21 protein-coding genes are annotated in these 21,782 nt (G+C 67.9%); 6 read left to right on the top strand and 15 right to left on the bottom strand.

The annotated features are described in order from the left end of the window. On the bottom strand, window positions 1-233 hold a 233-nt coding region (locus tag PK606_RS13930; protein ID WP_324564841.1), incomplete at its 3' end, for an NAD(P)-binding protein. Window positions 234-494: 261 nt separating this feature from the next. Here PK606_RS13930 and PK606_RS13925 point away from each other — a divergent pair. Beyond that, window positions 495-827, top strand: coding sequence for a DUF1840 domain-containing protein (locus PK606_RS13925; protein ID WP_324564839.1), 333 nt, complete (start codon window positions 495-497; stop codon window positions 825-827). 21 nt (window positions 828-848) lie between these two features. Here the strand turns inward: PK606_RS13925 and PK606_RS13920 are convergent, their stop codons facing one another. The 9 genes from PK606_RS13920 to PK606_RS13880 all read right to left on the bottom strand — a co-directional run bounded on the left by PK606_RS13920 (window position 849) and on the right by PK606_RS13880 (window position 11,099). Next, window positions 849-1,238 (bottom strand): hypothetical protein, encoded by a 390-nt coding sequence (locus PK606_RS13920; protein ID WP_324564837.1) that lies wholly within the window; start codon window positions 1,236-1,238, stop codon window positions 849-851. Between the two features lie 67 nt (window positions 1,239-1,305). Then, on the bottom strand, window positions 1,306-2,292 hold the full coding sequence (locus tag PK606_RS13915) for a tripartite tricarboxylate transporter substrate-binding protein (protein ID WP_324564835.1): 987 nt from the start codon (window positions 2,290-2,292) through the stop codon (window positions 1,306-1,308). Window positions 2,293-2,459: 167 nt separating this feature from the next. After that, window positions 2,460-3,710 (bottom strand): phenylacetate--CoA ligase family protein, encoded by a 1,251-nt coding sequence (locus PK606_RS13910; protein ID WP_324564834.1) that lies wholly within the window; start codon window positions 3,708-3,710, stop codon window positions 2,460-2,462. Window positions 3,711-3,989: 279 nt separating this feature from the next. Beyond that, on the bottom strand, window positions 3,990-4,805 hold the full coding sequence (locus tag PK606_RS13905) for an ABC transporter ATP-binding protein (RefSeq protein ID WP_324564833.1): 816 nt from the start codon (window positions 4,803-4,805) through the stop codon (window positions 3,990-3,992). Window positions 4,806-4,901: 96 nt separating this feature from the next. Then, window positions 4,902-6,224, bottom strand: a complete 1,323-nt coding sequence (locus PK606_RS13900) for an ABC transporter substrate-binding protein (RefSeq protein ID WP_324564832.1) — start codon at window positions 6,222-6,224, stop codon at window positions 4,902-4,904. A 48-nt stretch (window positions 6,225-6,272) separates the two neighbouring features. Beyond that, window positions 6,273-7,349 carry a branched-chain amino acid ABC transporter permease gene (locus tag PK606_RS13895; RefSeq protein ID WP_324564831.1) on the bottom strand — a complete coding sequence of 359 codons (1,077 nt, stop codon included), beginning with the start codon at window positions 7,347-7,349 and terminating at the stop codon, window positions 6,273-6,275. A 33-nt stretch (window positions 7,350-7,382) separates the two neighbouring features. Further along, a complete protein-coding gene (locus PK606_RS13890) occupies window positions 7,383-8,312 on the bottom strand; it encodes a branched-chain amino acid ABC transporter permease (protein ID WP_324564829.1) in 930 nt (309 codons plus the stop codon). 16 nt (window positions 8,313-8,328) lie between these two features. Next, window positions 8,329-9,141 carry an ABC transporter ATP-binding protein gene (locus tag PK606_RS13885; protein WP_324564842.1) on the bottom strand — a complete coding sequence of 271 codons (813 nt, stop codon included), beginning with the start codon at window positions 9,139-9,141 and terminating at the stop codon, window positions 8,329-8,331. Window positions 9,142-9,164: 23 nt separating this feature from the next. Then, window positions 9,165-11,099 (bottom strand): AMP-dependent synthetase/ligase, encoded by a 1,935-nt coding sequence (locus tag PK606_RS13880; protein ID WP_324564828.1) that lies wholly within the window; start codon window positions 11,097-11,099, stop codon window positions 9,165-9,167. A gap of 135 nt (window positions 11,100-11,234) precedes the next feature. Between PK606_RS13880 and PK606_RS13875 the strand changes: the two genes are divergently transcribed. Next, window positions 11,235-11,942 (top strand): Crp/Fnr family transcriptional regulator, encoded by a 708-nt coding sequence (locus PK606_RS13875; protein ID WP_324564827.1) that lies wholly within the window; start codon window positions 11,235-11,237, stop codon window positions 11,940-11,942. A gap of 38 nt (window positions 11,943-11,980) precedes the next feature. Here the strand turns inward: PK606_RS13875 and PK606_RS13870 are convergent, their stop codons facing one another. After that, window positions 11,981-13,027 (bottom strand): Vgb family protein, encoded by a 1,047-nt coding sequence (locus tag PK606_RS13870; RefSeq protein WP_324564826.1) that lies wholly within the window; start codon window positions 13,025-13,027, stop codon window positions 11,981-11,983. Window positions 13,028-13,191: 164 nt separating this feature from the next. Here PK606_RS13870 and PK606_RS13865 point away from each other — a divergent pair, with 164 nt between their 5' ends. Both PK606_RS13865 and PK606_RS13860 read left to right on the top strand, forming a co-directional pair. Continuing rightward, window positions 13,192-14,013: a pseudouridine synthase gene (locus PK606_RS13865; protein WP_324564825.1), complete on the top strand. Its 822-nt coding sequence runs from the start codon at window positions 13,192-13,194 to the stop codon at window positions 14,011-14,013. A gap of 77 nt (window positions 14,014-14,090) precedes the next feature. After that, entirely contained in the window at window positions 14,091-15,413 is a 1,323-nt protein-coding gene (locus PK606_RS13860) for an esterase/lipase family protein (RefSeq protein WP_324564823.1), read from the top strand. Between the two features lie 24 nt (window positions 15,414-15,437). On the opposite strand, the gene PK606_RS13855 is transcribed toward PK606_RS13860, so the two are convergent. Beyond that, entirely contained in the window at window positions 15,438-16,463 is a 1,026-nt protein-coding gene (locus PK606_RS13855; protein ID WP_324564821.1) for a sulfurtransferase, read from the bottom strand. Between the two features lie 181 nt (window positions 16,464-16,644). Between PK606_RS13855 and htpG the strand changes: the two genes are divergently transcribed. Beyond that, window positions 16,645-18,714: a molecular chaperone HtpG gene (gene htpG, locus PK606_RS13850; protein ID WP_324564820.1), complete on the top strand. Its 2,070-nt coding sequence runs from the start codon at window positions 16,645-16,647 to the stop codon at window positions 18,712-18,714. A 112-nt stretch (window positions 18,715-18,826) separates the two neighbouring features. Further along, complete coding sequence (locus PK606_RS13845) at window positions 18,827-19,147, top strand: hypothetical protein (RefSeq protein ID WP_324564818.1); 321 nt, start codon at window positions 18,827-18,829, stop codon at window positions 19,145-19,147. A gap of 87 nt (window positions 19,148-19,234) precedes the next feature. On the opposite strand, the gene PK606_RS13840 is transcribed toward PK606_RS13845, so the two are convergent. The 3 genes from PK606_RS13840 to pgk form a co-directional block, all read right to left on the bottom strand. Then, a complete protein-coding gene (locus tag PK606_RS13840) occupies window positions 19,235-19,756 on the bottom strand; it encodes a DsrE family protein (RefSeq protein WP_324564816.1) in 522 nt (173 codons plus the stop codon). Between the two features lie 314 nt (window positions 19,757-20,070). Next, complete coding sequence (fba, locus tag PK606_RS13835; protein WP_324564815.1) at window positions 20,071-21,114, bottom strand: class II fructose-bisphosphate aldolase; 1,044 nt, start codon at window positions 21,112-21,114, stop codon at window positions 20,071-20,073. A gap of 72 nt (window positions 21,115-21,186) precedes the next feature. Then, window positions 21,187-21,782: phosphoglycerate kinase (gene pgk / locus PK606_RS13830; RefSeq protein ID WP_324564814.1), on the bottom strand; the 596-nt coding region annotated here is incomplete at its 5' end.

Genomic DNA, 21,782 nt, shown 5'->3' with positions numbered 1-21,782 from the left:
TGCAGCTCGATGTCGTCCCAGTGGTTGAAGGCCTGCTGGATTTCGTCGGCGGTCACCGGGTCCCACAGCCGCATGTTGTCCATGGTGGCGTCGGAGAACACCACGCCCCAGCCGAAGGTGTCGTAGGGCTTGTTGCGCTCGATCACCGTGATGTCGTGCGCCGGGTTGTGCTGCTTCATCAGCAGTGCGAAGTACAGGCCGGCCGGGCCGCCGCCGATGCATATGATCTTCATGATCGAATAGTTTAGGTTTCAAGCATTTACTGTCAATGGCGGGAATGCCCGACGGCGTGCTGGTTTTCCCTGATCACGCCGAGTCGGCGCCCGGGCGGCGCGCACGGCCGGTCGGCGGTCCTACAGACGCCGTCATCGGTCGCGGGCACAATGGGCGTTCGGCGCCAGGCGCCGCGTGTGCCGATGCCGGGCGTGACCCGCGGCGGCGCCGCAGGAGAAAGTCCGCACCGCCACCGCGACCGACTTACAGGAGGTATCGAGATGCTCTACAAATTCAAGTCCCAGGCCGCAGCCGACGTCATCATGCTGCGGGAAAGCGCCGAGGAACTGCTGAAGATCATCGGCAAGCCGGCCGGCCCGACCGGCATCGTCACCGTCGACCAGGCGGCCGGCGCCATCGCGGCGCTGCAGGAGGAAATCACCCGGCGCGAAGCACAGGGGCAGGGCCAGGCGGCATCGACGGAGAGCGGTGAGCCGCAGGAACCCGAATACGTCCCGAGCGAGCCGATCTCGCTGCGCCAGCGCGCCGCGCCCTTCATCGACCTGCTGAAGCGCAGTTCGGCGGCCGGCAAGGACGTGGTCTGGGGCGTCTGACTGAATCAGGCCAGCCCGAGCTCAGCCGGTCGCGCCCTCGGCGCCGTCCTGCAGCAAGCTGATCAGCGCCGCGCAGCGCTGGCCCGGGCGGGCGCCGCGTTGCAGCGCCAGCGCGTTGCAATGGCTGATCACGCCATCCGCCAGCGTGCTGCGCGCCTCGCCGATGCGGGCGCTGTCGTGGGCCACGGTGCAGGCCGCCAGGCCGTGGTCCTGCAGGAACGGCAGCGCCGCCAGGCCGGCGGCGTCCTTGCCGACGCCGGCGTCGTTGAAGACGGAGATCAGCGGCCGCGCCGCCAGCGCGTACCGCGCCGAACTGATGCCGCCGTGCGAGCCGCTGACGGCGAGGCAGCCCGCATCGACGCCTGGTTTCAGCTCGGTGATCGAATCGACGACGCGCAAGGTGGCAGGCATGGACCACCAAGCATAAAGCCGCGCGAGGCCTGCATCCCCACGCGGCTCGATCGGCAGCGACGCCAGCTCAGTCGGCGTACTGGCCCGCGGCCTTGATCACGGCGCCCCACTTGGCGACTTCGGCCGCCACGAACTTCTTGTGCTCGGCTGGGTTGGTGCGCGCGTCGTTGACCACCACGGCGCCCAGGGCCTCCTGCTTGCGGATGAAGTCGGGGTCCTTCAGCGCCGCCTTCAGGGCGTCGTTGAGCGTCTTGACCACCGCGGCCGGCGTGCCCCTGGGCGCGTACAGGCCGTGCCAGATCGAGACGTCGAAGTCCTTGAAGCCGGCTTCCTGCAGCGTCGGCAGGTCCTTGTAGACGGCGGGCGTGCCCAGGCGCTTGGCGGTGGTGACGGCGTAGGCCTTGATCTTGCCGCCCTCGACCTGGCTGGTGGTGTTGGTGGTCTGGTCGCACATGATGTCGACCTGGCCGCCCAGCAGGTCGGTCATGGCCGGCGCGGTGCCCTTGTAGGGCACCGTGGTCAGCTCGGTCTTGAGCGCGTTCTGCAACATCAGGCCGCACAGGTGCGAGGCGGCGCCGAGGCCGGCGTTGGCCAGGTTGACCTTCTCCTTGTTCTGGGTGATCCAGCTGCTCAGCTCCGACCAGTTCCTAGCCGCCAGCCCCGGCTTGCCGACCACCACCATCGGCACCTCGTTGATCATGCCGAGGTATTCGAACTCGTCGTACTTGAAGCCCGGGTTGCGGTACAGCGTGGCGGTGGTGGCCATGCCGATGTGCGCGACCAGCAGCGTGTAGCCGTCGGCCGGCGCGCGGAAGGCCTTGGCGCTGCCGATGGTGCTGCCGGCGCCGGCGGCGTTGTCGACCACCACGGTGGCGCCGTTCAGCGGCTTGCGCAGCGCCTCGGCCAGGTCACGCGCGACCTTGTCGGTGGGGCCGCCGGCGGCAAACGGCACGATCAGCGTGATCGGCTTGGCCGGAAATCCCTGCGCCTGCACGCCCACGGCCAGCAGTGCGGCACCGGCGGCCACGGACAGCTTGAACAGCTTGGTCTTCAAGATCGAACTCCTTGTGACGATGAAAAAAAAAGCGTGATGGTAAGAGCAAGCAACGCGCCGCCGCATCCGGGCGACTACCGATACGGCGGGGCCGGATGCGAAATACTTGCGGAGCTGCCGGTGCGCGACACGCGGCTTCGGCGCCGCGCCGCACCCGCATCAGCGGATCACTTGTAGCTGCGCGCGTCCTCGATCACCTTGCCGTCGTTGGGCAGGCTGCCGGGCGCCACCACCTCGACCTCGCCGCGCAGCTTGGTGACGTCGCGCACCGCCTCGGCCACGCGCTCGCCGAGGCCTTGCGCACCGGCGGATTCGACCAGCAGCTTCATGCGGTCGTTGGCCATCTCGCCGCTGACCACCAGGCGCGCGCGCCTGACTTCGGGGAAGCGCTTGACGATCTCGGCCACCTGGCCCGGGTGCACGAACATGCCGCGAATCTTGGTGGTCTGGTCGGCGCGGCCGAGCCAGCCCTTGATGCGGGTGTTGGTGCGGCCGGTGGGGCAGGCGCCCGGCAGCGCCGCCGACAGGTCGCCGGTGCCGAAGCGGATCAGCGGGTAGTCGGGGCTCAGCACCGTGACCACCACCTCGCCGACCTCGCCCTCGGCCACCGGGTCGCCGGTGCCGGGGCGCACGATCTCGACGATGCAGTTCTCGTCCAGCACCAGGCCTTCGCGCGCGGCGGTCTCGTAGGCGATCAGACCGACATCGGCGGTGGCGTAGCTCTGGTAGACGGCCATGCCCCGCTGCCCAAACCAGTCGCGCAGCGAGGGCGGAAAGGCCTCGCCGCCGACCAGGCCCTTGACCAGGCTGGAGATGTCGGTGCCCGCGTCAAGCGCCTTCTCGACCAGGATGCGCAGAAAGCTGGGCGTGCCCAGGTAGGCCTGCGGGCGCAGTTCGGCAATCGCCTGCAGTTGCTGCTCGGTCTGGCCGGTGCCGGCCGGGAACACCGTGCAGCCGACCGCGTGCGCACCGGACTCCATGATGAAGGCGCCCGGCGTCATGTGGTAGCTGAAGGCGTTGTGCACCAGGTCGCCGGCGCGGAAACCGGCCGCGAACAGGGCGCGCGCGCTGCGCCAGTAGTCGCGCGCCGTGCCCTCGGGCTCGTAGATCGGACCCGGGCTGGCGAACAGGCGCGGCATGGCGGCGCCGTAGCGCAGCGCGGCAAAGCCGCCGAAGGCATCACGGCCGGCGGCGCGCGAGGCCTGCTGGCGCACCAGCAACTCGCTCTTGCGCGTCACCGGCAGGCGTGCCAGCGCGGCGCGCGACGTGATGGTGGCGGCATCCACGCCGGCCAGGATCTCGGCCATCGCCGGGCTGCGCGCCTGCGCGTGGGCGATCTGGCGCGGCAGCGCCGCCATCAGTTCGGTCTCGCGCGCGGCGGGTTCGCGCGTTTCCAGCGCATCGAAGAAATCGCTCATGGCGTCATCCTTGGTTGGCGATTGCTCTTGTTCTTGACAGCTTCCGGCGCTGAAGGAAAAAGCGCTGGCAGCTGTTTCCATCCACATATCTCGATGGGACCGGAATGGCCCTCACCCCCACCCTCTCCCAGCGGGAGAGGCGGTCTCATTGGGCGCAAGCGCCGCGCCTGCACGCAAGACATTCGCACTGCAAAGAACCCATTTTTTTTGGCTGCTTTTTCTGCGTCTTCTGCGAAACCTTGGCGTCCTCTGCGTCCGGCTGTTCGGTATGCGGCTGTCTCAAGCCAGCCACCGCTTGCGCCGCTTGTAGCTCTTGACGTCACGGAAGCTCTTGCGCTCGCCGCCGCCGACGCCGAGGTAGAACTCCTTCACGTCCTCGTTGCTGGCCAGCTCACTGGCCTTGCCGTCCATCACGATGCGGCCGCTCTCCATGATGTAGCCGTAGTCGGCGTACTTCAGCGCCATGTTGGTGTTCTGCTCGGCCAGCAGGAAGGTGGTGCCTTCCTTGCCATTGAGCTCGTGCACGATGTTGAACACTTCTTCCACCAACTGCGGCGCCAGGCCCATGGACGGCTCATCGAGCAGGATCATCTGCGGGCTGGACATCAGGGCACGTCCGATGGCGCACATCTGCTGCTCGCCGCCCGAGGTGTAGGCCGCCTGGCTCTTGCGGCGCGTCTTCAGGCGCGGGAAATAGCTGTAGACCTTCTCCAGGTTGCGCGCGATCTCGGCCTTGTCGTGGCGCGTGTAGGCGCCGGTGAGCAGGTTGTCCTCGATCGTCAGGTGCGCGAAGCAGTGCCGCCCTTCCATGACCTGCACCACGCCGCGCTTGACCAGCTCGGCCGGGTTCAGGTTCTCGATGCGCTCGCCCCTGTATTCGATGCTGCCCTTGGTGACCTCGCCGCGCTCGCCCCGGAGCAGGTTGGACACCGCGCGCAGCGTGGTCGTCTTGCCAGCGCCGTTGCCGCCCAGAATGGCGACGATGCCGCGCTCGGGCACCGTCAGCGAGACGCCCTTGAGCACCAGGATCACGTGGTTGTAGATGACCTCGATGCCGTTGACATCGAGAATGGGCTGGGGTGCCGGATCAGTCATGGCTTGCCTGGATGTCCTGGGGTGACGACACGCCCCGCAGGCAGGCTGCGGGGCCGGGCCCGGCGGCACCGGCCGCCAGGCCGGGAGCAGGTGCGATCAGTTCTCGCAGTTGCGGCGCTCGATCTTGTTGTCGGCCACGTACTTGTCGGCAAACTCCTTGATCAACGGATCGATGACCTTGCGATCACCCTCGTACCAGTCGCTGTTGATCTTCCACTGGGTGCCGTCCCAGACCGACATGCGGGCGGTGTAGGTACCCATGTGGCTCTTGCAGCTCAGCTTGTGCGGCTGCAGGATGCCGGTAAAGCCCAGTTCCTCGAGCCGCTTGGCGCTCAGGTCCATGTGCTCCAGCGCCCACTGCGCCTGCTCGCCCGTGACGGGTTTGCCCTTGCCGAACTTGTCCTGGGCGATGCGAACCGCCTCGGCCGTCAGCATGCCGGTGATCAGGCCACGCACGTAGAGCACGTCACCCACGGTCTTGCGATCGGAAGCCGTGCCCTGACCCTTGTCGTAGAGCGTCGACAGCACTTCCTTGATGATCTTGGCGTCGCGGTTGGCGCTGGCCTGCAGGGCCACCGTGTTGTAGCCCTTGGCCGCGGCCTCCACGCCCTTGACGTCGGACTCGGAGCCGGCCCACCAGAAGCCATAGATCTTGTCACGCGGATAGCCCACCGACTGCGCCTCCTTCAGCGCGGTCGGGTTCATGACGCCATAACCCACGTAGAGCACGTAGTCCGGCTTGTCGCGGCGCACCTGCAGCCAGGTGGACTTCTGGTCCAGGCCCGGCGCGGTCACCGGCAGCTTGTTGAGCTTGAAGCCGTGCATCTGGGCACGCTTCTCGAAGATCGGCATGAACTCATGCCCGAACGGGGCGTCCATGAAGACATAGTTGATGGTCTTGCCTTTCAGCTTGTCCAGGCCGCCCTCGCGCTTGCCGATGGCCTGGATCATCACGTCGGCTGCAACGAAATAGTTGGGGATGACCGGGAACACCCACTTGAAGGCCTCGCCATCGGCCGCCGCGGGTGTACCGTAGCCAGCGATGATGACCGAGACCTTGTCTTCCGGCGCCTTCTTGAGCAGGGCGGCGGTCACGCCGGTGGAGATCGGCTGCACGATGGCGGCGCCGCCGTGCTGGTTCTTCATGCGCTCATAGCACTCGATGCCCTTGGCGGTATCGAAGGCGAACTCGCATTCCTCGATCCTGAACTTGACGCCGTTGATGCCGCCCTGCGCATTGACCAGCTTGAGGTAGTCCACGGTGCCGTCGGCGACCGGAATGCCGTTGGGCGCGTAAGGCCCGGTGCGGTACGAGAAGATGGGCGCATATTGCTCGGCCTGGGCCACGGCTGCGGTGGATACCGCCGCCATGCCCGCTGCAACCAGCGTTGCAGCCAGCAATTTACTGATTCGCTTCATGGTTGTCTCCTTTGAAAGCGTTGGGGAAAAACAAGGCCGCATCGACCATCAATGCGGGAAGGGCCACTGACGCAGCTTGTGCTTGGCGGTGGACCACAGGCGCGCCAGGCCGTGCGGCTCGACGATGAGGAACCACACGATGAGCACGCCGAACAGCATCAGCTCCAGGTGCGCGGCGGTTGCCGTGCCGAGCTGCATGCCGAACAGGTCGCCGAATTTCGGCACCGACAGGCGCAGCAGGATGGGCAGCACCACCATGAAGGCGGCACCGATGAAGTTGCCCATGATGGAGCCCAGGCCGCCGATGATGACCATGAACAGCAGCGCCAGCGACATGTCCAGGCCAAAGGCATCCGGCTCCCAGGCACCCAGGTAGAAGAAGGCCCACAGCGCGCCCGCCACGCCGATGATGAAGCTGCTGACGGCAAACGCAGTGAGCTTGGCATACACCGGGCGGATGCCGATGACCTCGGCCGCCACGTCCATGTCGCGGATCGCCATCCATTCGCGGCCGATGGCGCTGCGCACCAGGTTCTTGGAGGCCAGCGCAAACAGGGCCAGCAGCGTCAGGCAGAACAGGTACTTGGATGGGTAGCTGTTGAGCGCGATGCCGAAGAACGACACATCGGGCGCGGTCACCGAAATCGACGGGCTGTTCATGCTCAGCCACTTGACGCGGTAGAACATCCAGTCGGCGAAGAACTGCGCGGCCAGGGTGGTCACGGCAAGGTACAGGCCGCGCACGCGCAGGCTGGGCAGGCCGAACAGCACGCCGAAAATGGCGGCGAACAGGCCGCCCAGCAGCAGCGCCACGATCAGCGGCGTGCCCGGCAGGCGCATCATGACGTTGTAGGTCGCGTAGGCGCCCACGGCCATGAACGCCCCCGAACCGAGCGAGATCTGGCCGCAGTAGCCGATCAGGATATTGGTGCCCAGCGCCGCCAGCGAGAGGATGACGACCGGGATCAGGATGGCCGAGAACACGTAATCCGTGGCCAGGAAGGGAACGACGGCAAAGGCGAACACCACCACGGCCAGCACCGCGATGCGGTCCTGCAGGATCGGGAAGATCTGCTGGTCGGCCCGGTAGTTGGTCTTGAATTGACCGTTTTCGCGGTAGAACACCCGGCTCTCCTTACAGATGTGTGATCGCGAATTTCATACGCGATCGATGATTTTTTCGCCGAACAGGCCCTGCGGACGGAACAGCAGGAACACCAGGGCCAGCACGTAGGCGAACCAGACTTCGATGCCACCGCCCACGAACGGGCCGAGGTAGATTTCCGAGAGCTTTTCGCCGGCGCCCACGATCAGCCCCGCCACGATGGCGCCGGGCACCGAGGTCAGCCCGCCCAGGATCACCACCGGCAGGGCGCGCAGGGCCAGGTTGGAGATCGAGAACTGCACGCCCAGCTTGCTGCCCCAGACCATGCCGGCCACCAGCGCGCTCAGGCCAGCGACGAACCAGACGATGACCCACATGCGCGTCAGCGGAATGCCCACCGACTGCGCCGCCTGGTGGTCGTCGGCCACGGCGCGCAGGGCGCGGCCGGTCTTGGTCTTCTGGAAGAACAGCACCAGCGCCAGCACCAGCAGGGCGGCGATCAGGGCGGCGACCAGCTCCTGCGAGTCGACCAGGATGCCGCCCTCGAACACGCCATCCAGGATGAAGAGCGGATCCTTGGGCATGCCGATGTCGATGTTGTAGACGTTGCTGCCGAAGATGGTCTGGCCGAAGCCTTCCAGGAAGAAGCCGATGCCGATGGTGGCCATCAGCAGCGTGGCCTCGGGCTGGTTGACCAGGTGGCGCAAGGCCAGGCGTTCGACCAGCCAGGCCACGGCCAGCATGAGCACGGCAGCCACGGCAAACGCCAGCACGTTGGCCAGGATCTTGCTGTCCAGGCCGAACCACTCGGGAATCCACTGCGAGAAGCGGGCCATGGCCAGCGCGGCGAACAGCACCATCACGCCCTGCGCGAAGTTGAACACCCGGGAGGCCTTGTAGATGAGCACGAAGCCTAGCGCGACCAGGGCGTAGAGCACGCCGGTCATGAGGCCGCCGAACAGAGTTTCCAGAAAAAATCCCATGATCCGCTCGCTCCGCTTAGCTGCTCGTACCCAGGTAGGCGCGAATCACGTCCTCGTTGTTGCGCACTTCCTCGGGCGTCCCGTCGCCGATCTTCTTGCCGTAGTCGAGCACCACCACACGGTCGCTGATGTCCATCACCACGCTCATGTCGTGCTCGATCAGCACGATGGTGGTGCCGAACTCGTCGTTGACGTCGAGGATGAAGCGGCACATGTCCTGCTTCTCCTCCACGTTCATGCCGGCCATCGGTTCGTCCAGCAGCAGCACCTGCGGCTCCATCGCCAGCGCGCGACCGAGGTCGACGCGCTTCTGCAGGCCGTAGGGGAGCTGGCTGACCGGCGTCTTGCGGTGCGCCTGGATCTCGAGGAAGTCGATGATGTGCTCGACGAATTCGCGGTGCACCAGTTCCTCGCGCTCGGCCGGGCCGATGCGCAGCGCCTGCAACAGCAGGTTGCTCCTGACCTTCAGGTTGCGGCCCGACATGATGTTGTCGAGCACGCTCATGCCGCTGAACAGCGCCAGGTTCTGGAACGTGCGCGCGATGCCCATCTCGGCGACCTGGCGCGAGTTCATGTTGCTGAAGGTCTTGCCGCGGAAGGTGATGGTGCCTTCCTGCGGCGTGTAGACGCCGTTGATGCAGTTCAGCATCGACGACTTGCCGGCGCCGTTGGGGCCGATGATGGCGCGGATCTCGTGCTCGCGCACGTTGAACGAGATGTCGGTCAGCGCCTTGACGCCGCCGAAGCGCAGGCTGATGTTCTTGACGTCGAGGATGACCTCACCGATCTTGTGGGCACTGGCCCCGTTACCAGGCTGCTGGTCCTGCACGGGTGCGGCGGCGGTTGCGGCACTCAAGCGGCGCTCCTCACGGGCGGGAATGTCTTGGCGTCGAGGATCGTCACGGTGGCCGCCACCTTGCCGGTGCGCCCGTCCTCGAACTTGACCGCGGTCTCGATGAACTGCTCGCTCCTGCCCGAGTACAGCGCGTCGATCAGCACGCCGTACTTGTCGGCGATGAAGCCGCGTCGCACCTTGCGCGTGCGCGTCAGCTCATCGTCATCCGGATCCAGCTCCTTGTGCAGCACCAGGAAGCGCGCCACCTGGGTGTCGCCCATGCCCTCTTCGCTGGCCAGGTCTGCGTTCACCTGCTCGACGCAGTCCTGCATCATTTTCAGCACCTCGGGCTTGCCCGCCAGGTCGACATAGCCGGCATACGGCAGGCCCTGGCGCTCGGCCCAGTTGCCGACCGCCTCGAAGTCGATGTTGAGGAAGGCGCAGACCTGGTCCCTGTCGTGGCCGAAGCACACCGCTTCCTTGATCTGCGGGAAGAACTTGAGCTTGTTCTCGATGTAGTTGGGCGCGAACATGGCGCCGCCGGCCAGCTTGCCGACGTCCTTGGCGCGGTCGATGATGATCAGGTGGCCGTCGGAGTCGAGCATGCCCGCATCGCCGGTCTTGAAGTAGCCATTCTCGTCGATCACCTCGGCGGTGGCGTCGGGGCGCTTGTAGTACTCCTTCAGGATCGACACGCCCTTGACCAGCACCTCGCCGTTGTCGGCGATCTTGAGCTCAATGCCGGGCGCCGCCTGGCCCACGCTGTTGAGCTTGACCTGGCCGTTCTTCTGCAGGCAGACGTAGGCGCAGGTCTCGGTCTGGCCGTAGAGCTGCTTCAGGTTGACCCCGATCGAGCGAAAGAAGCGGAACAGGTCGGGCCCGATCGCCGCGCCCGCCGTGTAGGCCACGCGGATGCGCGACAGGCCCATGGCGTTCTTCAGCGGGCCGTAGACCAGCAGGTTGCCCAGCCCGTAGAGCAGCTTGTCGCCCAGGCCGACCGGCTTGCCATCCAGAATGTCGCTGCCAACGCGGCGCGCCACGTCCATGAACCTGCGGTGCATCCACTGCTTGAACCGGGCCGCGTCTTCCATGCGGATCGCCACCGAGGTCAGCATGCCCTCGAACACGCGCGGCGGCGCGAAGTAGTAGGTCGGCCCGATCTCGCGCATGTCGATGTTGACCGTGTCGGCGCTTTCCGGGCAGTTGATGGTGAAGCCGGCTGCCAGCCACTGCGCCATCGAGAAGAAAAAGTCACCGGCCCAGGCCGGCGGCAGGTAGGACAGCACGTCCTCTTTCGTCGTCAGGCCATCGATGAGCACGCCGCCCTCGGCCGCGCCGATGAAGGCCTCGTGCGTCTGGCACACGCCCTTGGGCCGGCCAGTGGTGCCCGAGGTGTAGAGGATCACCGACACGTCATCGGGCTGCACCTGCGCGAGCAACTGGTCGAACTGCTGTGGGTGCGCCTCATCGTGCTGGCGGCCCAGCGCCATCAGTTCCTGCACACTGATCAGGCCCGGCTGGCTGTAGTTGCGCAGGCCGCGCGGATCGTCGTAGATGATGTGTCTGAGGTCTGGCGCCGATTCGCGCAGTTCCAGCATCTTGTCGACCTGCTCCTGGTTCTCCGCGTAGGCGAAGTGCACCTCGGCGTCTTCCAGCACGAAGGCCATCTCGGCCACCACCGCGTCCTGGTACATCGGCACCGGCACGCCGCGCAACGACTGCGCGGCGATGAACATCAGGTACAGGTACGGACGGTTGTCGCCCACGATGGCCAGGTTCTGGCCCGCCGTGAAGCCCAGCGCCGCCAGCCCGCAGGCCATGGCACGCACGTCCTCCAGCGCGCGCTGCCAACTCCAGGTCTGCCAGATGCCGTATTCCTTCTCGCGCAGCGCCGGCGCCGTGGGACGCTCGCTGGCGTGCTTTTGCAGCAGGCTGGGAAAAGTGGTCGTCATGCGACGATGCCTCCTACCGAAAATGCGGTCAGTACCTTGCTGTCCGCTGGACGTGTCCTCATATTACGCCGAAGCTTTGACGCCATGTTGTCGTTTGGACGACAATTGCGACACCAATCCTCGGGGGTTTACCCTATGCACTCTTCACCGACCCTGCACGATCGTCGCCGTCCGCTGACCGACGACGAACTGGCCGGCGTGCCGTGGCTTGAGCACGTGAAGCCGGTCGAGCGCGAGCGCGCGGTGCCGGAACTGCGCATTTCGGAAGCAGCGCCGGGCGAACTGATCTGCCGCATCGGGCGGCCGGCAACCTACTGGTTCGGTGTCGTCGACGGACTGCTGAAGATGAGCACCGAAACCGCGCAGGGGCAGACCATCACCTACTCCGGCCTCACCGCCGGCGGCTGGTTCGGTGAAGGCACGGTGATGAAGCACGAGGTCTACCGCTACAACGTGCAGGCACTGCGCAAGAGCCGGGTCGCCGGCCTGCCGGTGGCAACCTTCGACTGGCTGCTCGACCATTCGATCGGTTTCAACCGCTTCGTCATGAACCAGCTCAACGAACGGCTGGCGCAGTTCATCGGCACCATCGAGGCCGACCGCACGCCCTGCCCCGAACAGCGCGTGGCGCGCAACCTGGCGGCGCTGGTCAATCCGGTGCTGTTTCCCGGCGTCGGTGGCGTGCTGCACATCACCCAGCAGGAGCTGGCCTACCTGGTCGGCCTGTCGCGCCAGCGCGTGAACCAGGCGCTGAAGGCGCTGGCCGCGCTCGGCACCATCCGCATCGAGTACGGCGGCCTGCGCATTCTCAATCTGCCGGCGCTGCGCAGCCGCTCGTTCTGAACCGCTGGCGCGCCGGTGCGCGGCGGCCGATCCGCCGCTCAAGCGGTGCGGATCACCGAGATGTGTTCGTGCGCGCTTTCGGGCAGCCACACCTCGCCGGGTCGGCCCAGGATCTGGCGGATCGACGCCGCCGGGCGCGGCATCGCCAGGACATCGAAACGCTCGGTCCGGGGATCGAAGCGCAGCATGGTGTTGGCGCCCCAGTCGGTGCACCAGACCAGGTCCTGCTCATCGACATACACGGCATAGACGCGCGGGTTCTCGCTCGGCGCCTTCCAGCTGCGCCAGCTGTCTGGGCCATCGCCCAGCGCGGGATCGTGCATCGACAGATTGCCGCTGTTCCACTCGGCCACCCAGATGCGGCCGCGGCTGTCCGACCAGACGCGGCGCGCGCCCTGGCGCGGCGTCGGCGGCTCGACGATGCGCGAGTCGCCGGTGGCGCGGTCGATCCGGGCGATGAACGAGCCCGCCAGCGAGCACCACCAGACCTCGCCCTGCGGTGTGGCGCAGATGCCGTAGGGGCCGCGCCCGCGCGGCGACGGCTTGACGCTGACCTCGCCGGTGCGCAGCGCCAGCCTGCCGATGAAGCCGCTCTGCCCGGTGAACCACAGATCGCCGGCGCCGTCGAAGGCCGCGGTGTTCAGGTTGGCGTAGGGCGTGCCGGCCGGCAGCGCGAAACGCTGGACCTCACGCTGCGGCCAGCGCACGCGCACGATGGCATTCTGCCCGCCGTCGGTCAGCCAGGCGGCGCCGTCCGGCCCGGCGATGACGCCGTGCGGCGACGAGCCGGGGCCGAGCGCCACCAGTTCCGACCGGCCGGTCTTCGGATCGAACCAGCCCAGGTGGCCGCTGCGCTGCGCCGCGTACCAGACGCCGCCGTCGGGCGCCGGCGCCACGTCGTGGATGCCGGTGCGCTCGGGCGTGTCGAGCGGCCACGACTGCAGGCGCGCGGCCGGGATCCGGCCCGCCGCCGTCTGCGCCTGGGCACGCCGATGCAGCCACCCGGGCGCCGCCACCAGCGCTGCGGTGCCGGCCAGCACGCGGCGGCGGGTGGCGCCGCCGGCCAGGGGATAGAGGCTCCTCATGGCAAGGCCTTTCGACTCGGACACGACAACCCGGCCATTGTCCGCAGTGCGCTGCCGGCAGGCAAGCGCGCGCACGCGCCAGCCATGCGCGACGCCCGCCCGCTGCCTCCCGTCTCCGCTTCAACGCACTCGCTACGAAAGCAATAGCGCTCGATAATCTCGTCATGGCCGATACCCCCCGCTTCCGCCGCGCGCCAATGCCGAACCGCGCGCCCGCCACCGTGGCCGACGCCGGCGCGGTGCGGCTCAACAAGCGCCTGGCCGACCTGGGCCTGTGCTCGCGCCGCGAAGCCGACGAATGGATCGAGCGTGGCTGGGTGCGCGTCAACGGCCAGGTGGCGCCGATGGGGCTGAAGGTCACGCCGCAGGATCGGGTCAGCGTCGATCGCCAGGCCGACGCCATGCAGGCCCAGCGCGTGACCATCCTGCTGCACAAGCCGGTCGGCTACGTCAGCGGCCAGGCCGAGGACGGCCACCAGCCGGCGGTGACGCTGATCGATGCGCGCAGCCACTGGCGCGGCGACGCATCGCAGCAGCGCTTCTCACCCGCGCAGCTGCGCGGCCTGGCGCCGGCGGGGCGGCTCGACATCGACTCGACCGGCCTGCTGGTGCTGACGCAGGACGGCCGCGTCGCGCGCCAGCTGATCGGCGAGGACTCGGACATCGACAAGGAGTACCTGGTGCGCGTGGCCTACGGCGACGTGATGGCCGACGTGCAGGCCGAATTCCCGCCCGCGCAGCTGGCGCGGCTGCGCCACGGGCTGAGCCTGGACGGCCAGGCCTTGCGGCCGGCGCAGGTCGACTGGCAGAACCCCGAGCAGCTGCGCTTCGTGCTGCGCGAGGGCAGGAAGCGCCAGATCCGCCGCATGTGCGAGCTGGTCGGCCTGAAGGTCACCGGCCTCAAGCGCGTGCGCATCGGCCGCGTGTTGCTGGGGCAGTTGCCGCCGGGGCAATGGCGCTACCTGGGGCCGCGCGAGGGCTTCTGAGCCGGTTGCCCGGCTCCCGGGCACGCATCCCATGTCGCTGATCCTGCGTCACGGTGAACGCAGCCAGGACGCGCACAATGGAGCTTTCAGCCACCATCGATCCGCCGACCGACCTCCGCGTGAAACCCAAGCTGCCGACCCCCGCCCTGCCGCCCGGCCTGCTGCGCCATGTGCGCCCGACCGATCTGCCCGCCGCCGTCGACCTGGCGACGCGCGCCACCACCGACGTGATCGACATCACCGAAGGCGTGCACCAGGCGGTGCGGCGCACGCTCGGCCTGCCGGAAGGCGACAGGCACGGCCGCACCAGCGGGCTGCCGGGCCTGGTCTATCGCGGCGTGCGCGCCACCACCAACCTGGTCGGCGGCGGCGCGGCGGCGCTGATCACGCGCCTGCTGCCCTGGCTGGACGACCCGGCCAGCCACCCGCCGCCCTCGCGCGAGCGCGAAGCCGTGATCGCGGCGCTCAACGGCGTCATGGGCGACCGCCTGCGCGCCACCGGCAATGCGCTGGCGCAGCCGATGGAGCTGCGGCTGGCGGACGGCCAGGTGCTGCCGATCGACCAACCCGAGGCGCTACGGGCAGCCCTGGCCGAGGCACGGCCGCGGCTGCTGCTGCTGGCGCACGGGCTGTGCATGAACGAGCACGCCTGGCAGCGCGGCGGCCAGGACCTGGGCCAGTACCTGGCGGCCGAACTGGACGCCACGCCGATCTACCTGCGCTACAACACCGGCCTGCACACCTCCACCAATGGGCGCGAGCTGGCCGCGCGGCTGGAGCAGCTGGCGCACGCCTGGCCGCAGCCGCCGGAGCGCATCGCGCTGATCGGCCACAGCATGGGCGGCCTGGTGCTGCGCAGCGCCCAGGCCTACGGCGCCGAGGCCGGCCACGGCTGGATCGCGGCCTTGCGCCACCTGGTGTTCCTGGCCACGCCGCACCACGGCGCACCGCTGGAGCGCGCCGGTCAGGGCCTGCACGCGGTGCTGTCGAGCACGCCCTGGTCGGCGCCCTTCACGCGGCTGCGGCGGCTGCACAGTGCCGGCATCACCGACCTGCGCCACGGCAACGTGCTCGACGCCGACTGGCAGGGGCGCGGGCGCTTCGGCCCCGGCGAGGACCGGCGCACGCCGCTGCCGCTACCGCCCGGCGTCGCCTGCTACGCCGTCGCCGCCACGCTGGCGCGCGCCCGCAGCCCGCTGGCCGACCGGCTGACCGGCGATGGCCTGGTGCCGCTGCGCAGCGCACTGGGCGAGCACGACGAGCCAACCCGCCGCCTGCGCTTCGGCAAGGCCAACCAGTGGATCGCCTGGCGCACCGGCCACCTGGAACTGCTGGCCCGCCCCGCGCTGGCCGAGCGCGTGCGCGACTGGCTGAGCGCCGACACGGCAACCGACGACTGAGCCAGCCGAGGCGGCGCCGCCCGTCTACTGCGTACCGCCCTTGCGCGCGGCCGCCAGTTCCTTCTCGAGCGTGTCCACCCGCGTCTGCAGTGCGCTCAGGCGCGAATTCAAGGCGCCGATGTTGACGAACTGCTGGTTGGCGGCCGGCGCATCCAGCGTGTTGGCCCAGCCGAGCCAGGACGAATCGTAGATGCGCACCTTGCTGAATCCGAGCTGCTCCAGCACGCCGGCGGCCTCCGAAGCGCGCGCGCCCGACTGGCAGTAGACGATGGTTTCCTTGTCCGGATCGAGTCCCGCGTACAGCGCCTTCAGCTCGGCCGCCGGCCGCAGCGCCATGCCGCGCGTATCCGGCACTTCCTTGCGGGCGCGCTTCTGCACCGTCTCGGGATCCAGCCAGTTCTGCTCGTAGGGGATGTTGACGGCGCCGGGGATGTGGCCGCCGCGCAGCGCGCGAATGTCGTCGCCGGCGAACTCGCGCGGCGTGCGCACGTCGAGGATCTGCACGTCCGGCTGGCCCAGGCGGCTACGCAGGCCGGCGGTGTCGATGCTGACATCGGGCGCCGGCTGCAATTGCAGCGTGACCGGTGTCGGCTTGGCCGCGCCGCTTTCCACCGGCTGCTGCACCGCCTGCCACTCCTCGATGCCGTCGTGGTAGACGTACGCCTGCCGGGCACCGAAATGGCGCAGTGCGTAGCGACCGAAATACGGGTTCCAGGTGCCGCGCGCACCGTACACGATGGTCTCACGCGCCGGATCGATGCCGGCCGCGCCCAGCAGCTTGGCGATGCGTTCGGTGGCGATGAAATCCTCGCTGTTCGGGTTGCGCAGTTCCTTGGCCGCATCGCCGATCGTCAGCGCGCCCGGCAGGTGCGCCTTGGCGTAGTCGCGCGCATCGCGCACGTCCCACACCTGCACGCCGCGCTGCAGCGCCGCCTGCACGAAGGCGGTGTCCACCACCACCGGCTGCGCCTGCACAGCCGGCCAGCCCAGGGCCAACAGCCAGCCGGCTGCCAACACACCGCGCACCACCTTCTGCACGATGAATTTCATGATGTCTACTCCGGTTGTTTGGTCGGCTCCATTAGCATATCGCTGGCGATTCCGGCGCACAACTTGAAAACGCCGCCGGCCGGCCCCAGATGCGCCGTGGCTGTCCCGTGCTCGGCACATCTGACCGTGTGCCACGCGGCGACCCGCGAACATCGACCGATTCATTTCACTCATTTTTCCCATGAGCAAGCACACACACGCCTTCCAGGCCGAGGTCACGCAACTGCTGCACCTGGTCACGCATTCGCTGTATTCCAACCCGGAGATCTTCCTGCGCGAGCTGATTTCCAACGCCTCCGACGCCTGCGATAAGCTGCGCTTCGAGGCGCTGGCCGATCCGTCGCTGTACGGCGAACAGCCTGAGCTGGAGGTGCGCATCAGCTTCGACAAGGCTGCCAAGACGCTCACGGTGACCGACACCGGCATCGGCATGAGCGAGCAGGAAGCCATCGAGCACCTGGGCACCATCGCCAAGAGCGGCACCAAGGACTTCATGAACAGGCTGACCGGCGACCAGAAGGCCGATGCGCAGCTGATCGGCCAGTTCGGCGTCGGCTTCTACTCCGGCTTCATCGTCGCCGACCGGATCACGGTCGAATCGCGCCGCGCCGGCCTGACCGCCGAACAGGGCGTGCGCTGGACGAGCAAGGGCGCGGGCGACTTCGAGGTCGAGACCATCACGCGGTCCGAGCGCGGCACCAGCGTGATCCTGCACCTGCGCGATGACGCGCTGGAGTTTGCCGACGGCTGGAAGCTGAAGGAGCTGATCAACAAGTATTCCGACCACATCGCGCTGCCGATCAAGATGGAAGGCGAGCAGTGGGAGGAAGGCAAGGAAGAAGGCCAGCCCGGCCAGATGGTCAAGACCGGCGAATGGGAAACCGTCAACCAGGCCACCGCACTGTGGACCCGGCCCAGGAAGGACATCACCGACGAGCAGTACCAGGGCTTCTACGAGCAGATCGCGCGCGACTGGCAGCCGCCGCTGGCCTGGAGCCACAACCGCGTGGAAGGCGCGACCGAGTACACGCAGCTGCTCTATATCCCCAGTCACGCGCCGTTCGACCTGTGGGACCTCGACAAGAAGGCCGGCATCAAGCTCTACGTCCGACGCGTGTTCATCATGGACGACGCCGAGCAGCTCTTGCCGCGCTACCTGCGTTTCATCAAAGGCGTGGTCGATTCCGCCGACCTGCCATTGAACGTGAGCCGCGAATTGCTGCAGGAAAGCCGCGACGTGCGCGCCATCCGCGAAGGCAACACGCGCCGCGTGCTGGGCATGCTGGAAGACCTGGCCAAGCAGGAGAGCGCCGCCGGGCCTGACGCGGCCGAGGTCGCGGCGGTCGAGGACAAGGTCGACATCGGCAGCGGCGACAGCACCCCCGCGCCCGAGCCGACCGAACTGCCGGAAGGCAGCGTGACCGACGTGGTCGACAAGAACGAGGCCCCCACCGCGGCCGACACCGCCGCCAAGTTCGCCGAGGAAGAGGCCAAGGCGCCGGGCAAGTACGCCAGCTTCTGGCGCGAGTTCGGCGCCGTGCTGAAGGAGGGCCTGGGCGAGGACCACGCCAACCGCGAGCGCATCGCCAGGCTGCTGCGCTACGCCTCCACCACCAGCGCCAGCGTGTCGCTGCAGGACTACAAGGCGCGCATGAAGGACGGCCAGAAGGCCATCTACTACATCACCGCCGACACCCTGGCCGCGGCCCGGAACAGCCCGCAGATCGAGATCTTCAGGAAGAAGGGCATCGAGGTGCTGCTGATGACCGACCGCGTCGACGAGTGGTCGCTGTCCTTCCTGCGCGAGTTCGACGGCACGCCGCTGCAGTCGGTGGCCAAGGGCGCGGTCGACCTGGGCGAGCTGCAGGACGAAGCCGAGAAGAAGGCCGCCGAGCAAGCCGCCGAAAGCGTCAAGCCATTGCTGGACAAGCTGAAGGAGGCGCTGAAGGACCAGGTCGAGGACGTGCGCGTCACCACGCGCCTGGTCGATTCACCCGCCTGCCTGGTGGTCAAGGACAGCGGCATGAGCATGCAGCTGGCCCGCATGCTCAAGCAGGCCGGCCAGCCGGTGCCGGAGACCAGGCCGGTGCTCGAGATCAACGCCGAGCACGCGCTGGTGAAGAAGCTCGAAGGCCACCCGCAGTTCGACGACCTGGCGCATATCCTGTTCGACCAGGCCCTGCTGGCCGAAGGTGGCCTGCCGGACGATCCGGCCGGCTACGTGCGGCGGGTGAATGCGCTGCTGGTGTGATGAATCGGTGGCGATCGCACCAGTGAAGCCGCGCCACATGATCCCGGCACGACGACCATCGGTGTCAACACATCGGTCAGCACGGATGCCGGTCCTGGCCTTGCTGCTGAGCATGCTGCTCGCCGGTTGCGCGTCGGTCGGCGTCGGCATCGGCGTGCCGATCCTGCCCGGCGTGTCGCTGGGTGTCGGCGTCGGTTCGGGTGGCAACGTCAACGTCGGCGTCGGCACCGGCGTGGGGCCGGTCGGCGTCGGGGTCGGCGTCAACCAGCGCGGCCAGGTCGGTGCTGGTGTCGGCGTCGGGGCCAGTGTGCCGGTGGGCGGCGGCGCCCGGGTCGGCGCCGGCGTGGGCACGGGAACCATCATCCACGACCCGCGCCAAGGCAGCAGCGCGGCGCCTTCGCATCCCTACCCGGCAGCGGGCGAGCAATACTGAACCGCGACCGAGCCGTGCGTGGGTGATGAAGCCACCAGCACCCGTGCGACCGGCGCGCATGGCGCCAGCCCGTGATTGCCGCACTGGCTATTTCTTCAACCCGGGCTGGTCGAGATAGCGCACATCCTTGACCTCGAGCGGAATCGGGTTCGAATACCTATAGCCCCGGGCCTGCCAGTGGGCCAGCTCGGAAAAGCCCGACGGCACCACGGTGACGATGCCATGCATGTCCTGCGGCACGAAGCCGGCGGCGCGCAGCGCGTCGTTGCACATCCTGAACTCGACACCGAAGTCCCTGGCCAGCTCGGCCATGCGGTCGACCTCGCCCTGGTACTGCTCGTAGTTCTCCTTGGCGAAGGCGCGCAGTTCGGGCCCGTGCGTGACGACGACGACCTTGCCCCGGGTGTGCCGGACCGTGCTGCGGACGAAGCCGTAGAGCAGGTTGAGCTGCCTGGGATCGGCGTAGTTGACGTCGAACACGACGTCGGTCGCCGGCATGCCGTGCATGTCGAGCCGGGCCGTGCCATACGGCGCAAACTGCTCCGCGGAGGCCCATGGTGCCGCCATGACGGTTGCCAGCAAGGCCAGCGTGAAGGTCCGCAGTTTCATGGTGTCTCCTGCACGGGGGTTGGATAAGCGGCCGGGACGCTTCGCACCGATCCCGAATGGCGCGCCATCCCGCCGCCGATGCGAAGCCGTCGTGGCCGGCGCCGGCTGACCTTAACCCAGCATCGCACCGCGGACCAGCGGGCCGGCCGGCGACGCCCCGACATCGGGATGCGGCATCGTCGTCGGCCCGCCTGCTGCCGAACCACCACCGACCACCTGGGCCCGTATCGGCGCCGCTGCCCGGCCAGGCGGGGGATGGTCGACGCACGTCGATCCTTCACTCCCTGGCATGGGGCGGCGCGCGCCTGCGCCGCTCACCGCCTGGCGTAACGCTCGGCCATGGCATCCAGACCGATCGGCTTGATGCGGCTGGCCCAGCCGGCGCAGCCGAAGGCCTCGAAGCGGGCCTTGCAGATGCCGCGCGCCGCCTTCCTGGCCGCGGCCAGCGCCTTGCGCGGATCGAAATCGCTCGGCTGTTTGGCGAAGGTCTCGCGCATGGCGCCGGTCATGGCCAGCCGGATGTCGGTGTCGATGTTGACCTTGCGCACGCCGTGCCTGATGCCGCGCACGATCTCCTCCACCGGCACGCCATAGGTTTCCTTGATGTCGCCGCCGTACTGGCGGATGATGGCCAGCCACTCCTGCGGCACGCTCGACGAGCCGTGCATCACCAGGTGGGTGTCGGGAATGCGCGCATGGATGGCAGCGATGCGGTCGATGGCCAGGATGTCGCCGGTGGGCTTGCGGGTGAACTTATAGGCGCCGTGGCTGGTGCCGATGGCGATCGCCAGTGCGTCGACACCGGTTCTTGCCACGAAGTCCCTGGCCTGGATCGGGTCGGTGAGCATCATGTCCCGCGTCAGCTTGCCGACGGCACCAACGCCGTCTTCCTCGCCGGCCTCGCCGGTTTCCAGGCTGCCCAGGCAACCGAGCTCGCCCTCGACCGATACGCCCACGGCGTGCGCCATGTCGACCACGCGGCGGGTCACGTCGACGTTGTACTCGTAACTGGCCGGCGTCTTGCCATCCTCGCGCAGCGAGCCATCCATCATCACGCTGGTGAAGCCCGAGCGGATCGACTGCAGGCACACCGCCGGCGTCGCCCCATGGTCCTGGTGCAGCACGATCGGGATGTCCGGATGGGCTTCGGCGGCGGCCAGCACCATGTGGCGCAGATAGGGTTCGCCCGCGTACTTGCGCGCACCGGCCGAGGCCTGGAGGATCACCGGGCTGTCGGTCTCCTCGGCCGCCTCCATGATGGCGTGGATCTGCTCGAGGTTGTTGACGTTGAAGGCCGGCACGCCGTAGCCGTGCTCGGCAGCGTGATCGAGAATCTGGCGCAGGGATGCAAGTGCCATGGGATTACTCCTGGTCTGGGGAACACGAAAAGCGGATGCGCTATCGTTTTACTAGCGTAGAAACGAGATCGATCAATCGCTGGAAGCCCGGTCGATGAGGATCTGCAGCGCCGGCAGCGTCTTGCCCTCCAGCACCTCCAGGAAGGCCCCGCCGCCAGTCGAGATGTAGCCCACCTGCTGCTCGATGCCGTACTTGGCAATCGCCGCCAGCGTGTCGCCGCCACCGGCGATGCTGAAGGCGCTGCTGTCGGCAATGGCCCGGGCAATCGTCTGGGTGCCGTGCTCGAACGGCGCCATCTCGAACACGCCCACCGGGCCGTTCCAGACGATGGTGCCGGCGGCTTTCAACTGCGCGGCCAGTTTCTTCGCCGTCTCGGGGCCGATATCCAGGATCATGTCGTCCGGCTGCACATCCTCGGCCTGCTTCACCTCGGCCGGCGCATCGGCCTTGAATTCCTTTGCCGTCACCACGTCGGTCGGGATGGGCACCTCGGCACCGCGCGCCTTCATGGCCTCGATGACGGCCTTGGCATCGCCCACCAGGTCGGCCTCGGCCAGGCTCTTGCCGATTGGCAGACCGGCGGCCAGCATGAAGGTGTTGGCGATGCCGCCACCGACGATGAGTTGATCGACCTTGGAGGCCAGTGACTGCAGGATGGTGAGTTTCG

It is taken from the genome of Ottowia sp. (genome assembly GCF_035444425.1).
Classification (GTDB): Bacteria; Pseudomonadota; Gammaproteobacteria; order Burkholderiales; family Burkholderiaceae_C; genus Ottowia.
The sequence above is the reverse complement of the archived record's forward strand: the minus strand, read 5'-3'. Positions and strand labels throughout refer to the sequence as shown.

Bases quoted from the DNA above. Each gene is read 5' to 3' on its own strand.
- PK606_RS13880 (WP_324564828.1), bottom strand. From the start codon at position 11,099: ATGACGACCACTTTTCCCAGCCTGCTGCAAAAGCACGCCAGCGAGCGT.
- PK606_RS13845 (WP_324564818.1), top strand. From the start codon at position 18,827: ATGCTGCTCGCCGGTTGCGCGTCGGTCGGCGTCGGCATCGGCGTGCCG.
- PK606_RS13900 (WP_324564832.1), bottom strand. From the start codon at position 6,224: ATGAAGCGAATCAGTAAATTGCTGGCTGCAACGCTGGTTGCAGCGGGC.
- PK606_RS13920 (WP_324564837.1), bottom strand. From the start codon at position 1,238: ATGCCTGCCACCTTGCGCGTCGTCGATTCGATCACCGAGCTGAAACCA.
- PK606_RS13875 (WP_324564827.1), top strand. From the start codon at position 11,235: ATGCACTCTTCACCGACCCTGCACGATCGTCGCCGTCCGCTGACCGAC.
- PK606_RS13840 (WP_324564816.1), bottom strand. From the start codon at position 19,756: ATGAAACTGCGGACCTTCACGCTGGCCTTGCTGGCAACCGTCATGGCG.
- fba (WP_324564815.1), bottom strand. From the start codon at position 21,114: ATGGCACTTGCATCCCTGCGCCAGATTCTCGATCACGCTGCCGAGCAC.
- PK606_RS13925 (WP_324564839.1), top strand. From the start codon at position 495: ATGCTCTACAAATTCAAGTCCCAGGCCGCAGCCGACGTCATCATGCTG.
- PK606_RS13890 (WP_324564829.1), bottom strand. From the start codon at position 8,312: ATGGGATTTTTTCTGGAAACTCTGTTCGGCGGCCTCATGACCGGCGTG.
- PK606_RS13905 (WP_324564833.1), bottom strand. From the start codon at position 4,805: ATGACTGATCCGGCACCCCAGCCCATTCTCGATGTCAACGGCATCGAG.
- PK606_RS13870 (WP_324564826.1), bottom strand. From the start codon at position 13,027: ATGAGGAGCCTCTATCCCCTGGCCGGCGGCGCCACCCGCCGCCGCGTG.
- PK606_RS13865 (WP_324564825.1), top strand. From the start codon at position 13,192: ATGGCCGATACCCCCCGCTTCCGCCGCGCGCCAATGCCGAACCGCGCG.
- PK606_RS13860 (WP_324564823.1), top strand. From the start codon at position 14,091: ATGGAGCTTTCAGCCACCATCGATCCGCCGACCGACCTCCGCGTGAAA.
- PK606_RS13855 (WP_324564821.1), bottom strand. From the start codon at position 16,463: ATGAAATTCATCGTGCAGAAGGTGGTGCGCGGTGTGTTGGCAGCCGGC.
- PK606_RS13910 (WP_324564834.1), bottom strand. From the start codon at position 3,710: ATGAGCGATTTCTTCGATGCGCTGGAAACGCGCGAACCCGCCGCGCGC.
- htpG (WP_324564820.1), top strand. From the start codon at position 16,645: ATGAGCAAGCACACACACGCCTTCCAGGCCGAGGTCACGCAACTGCTG.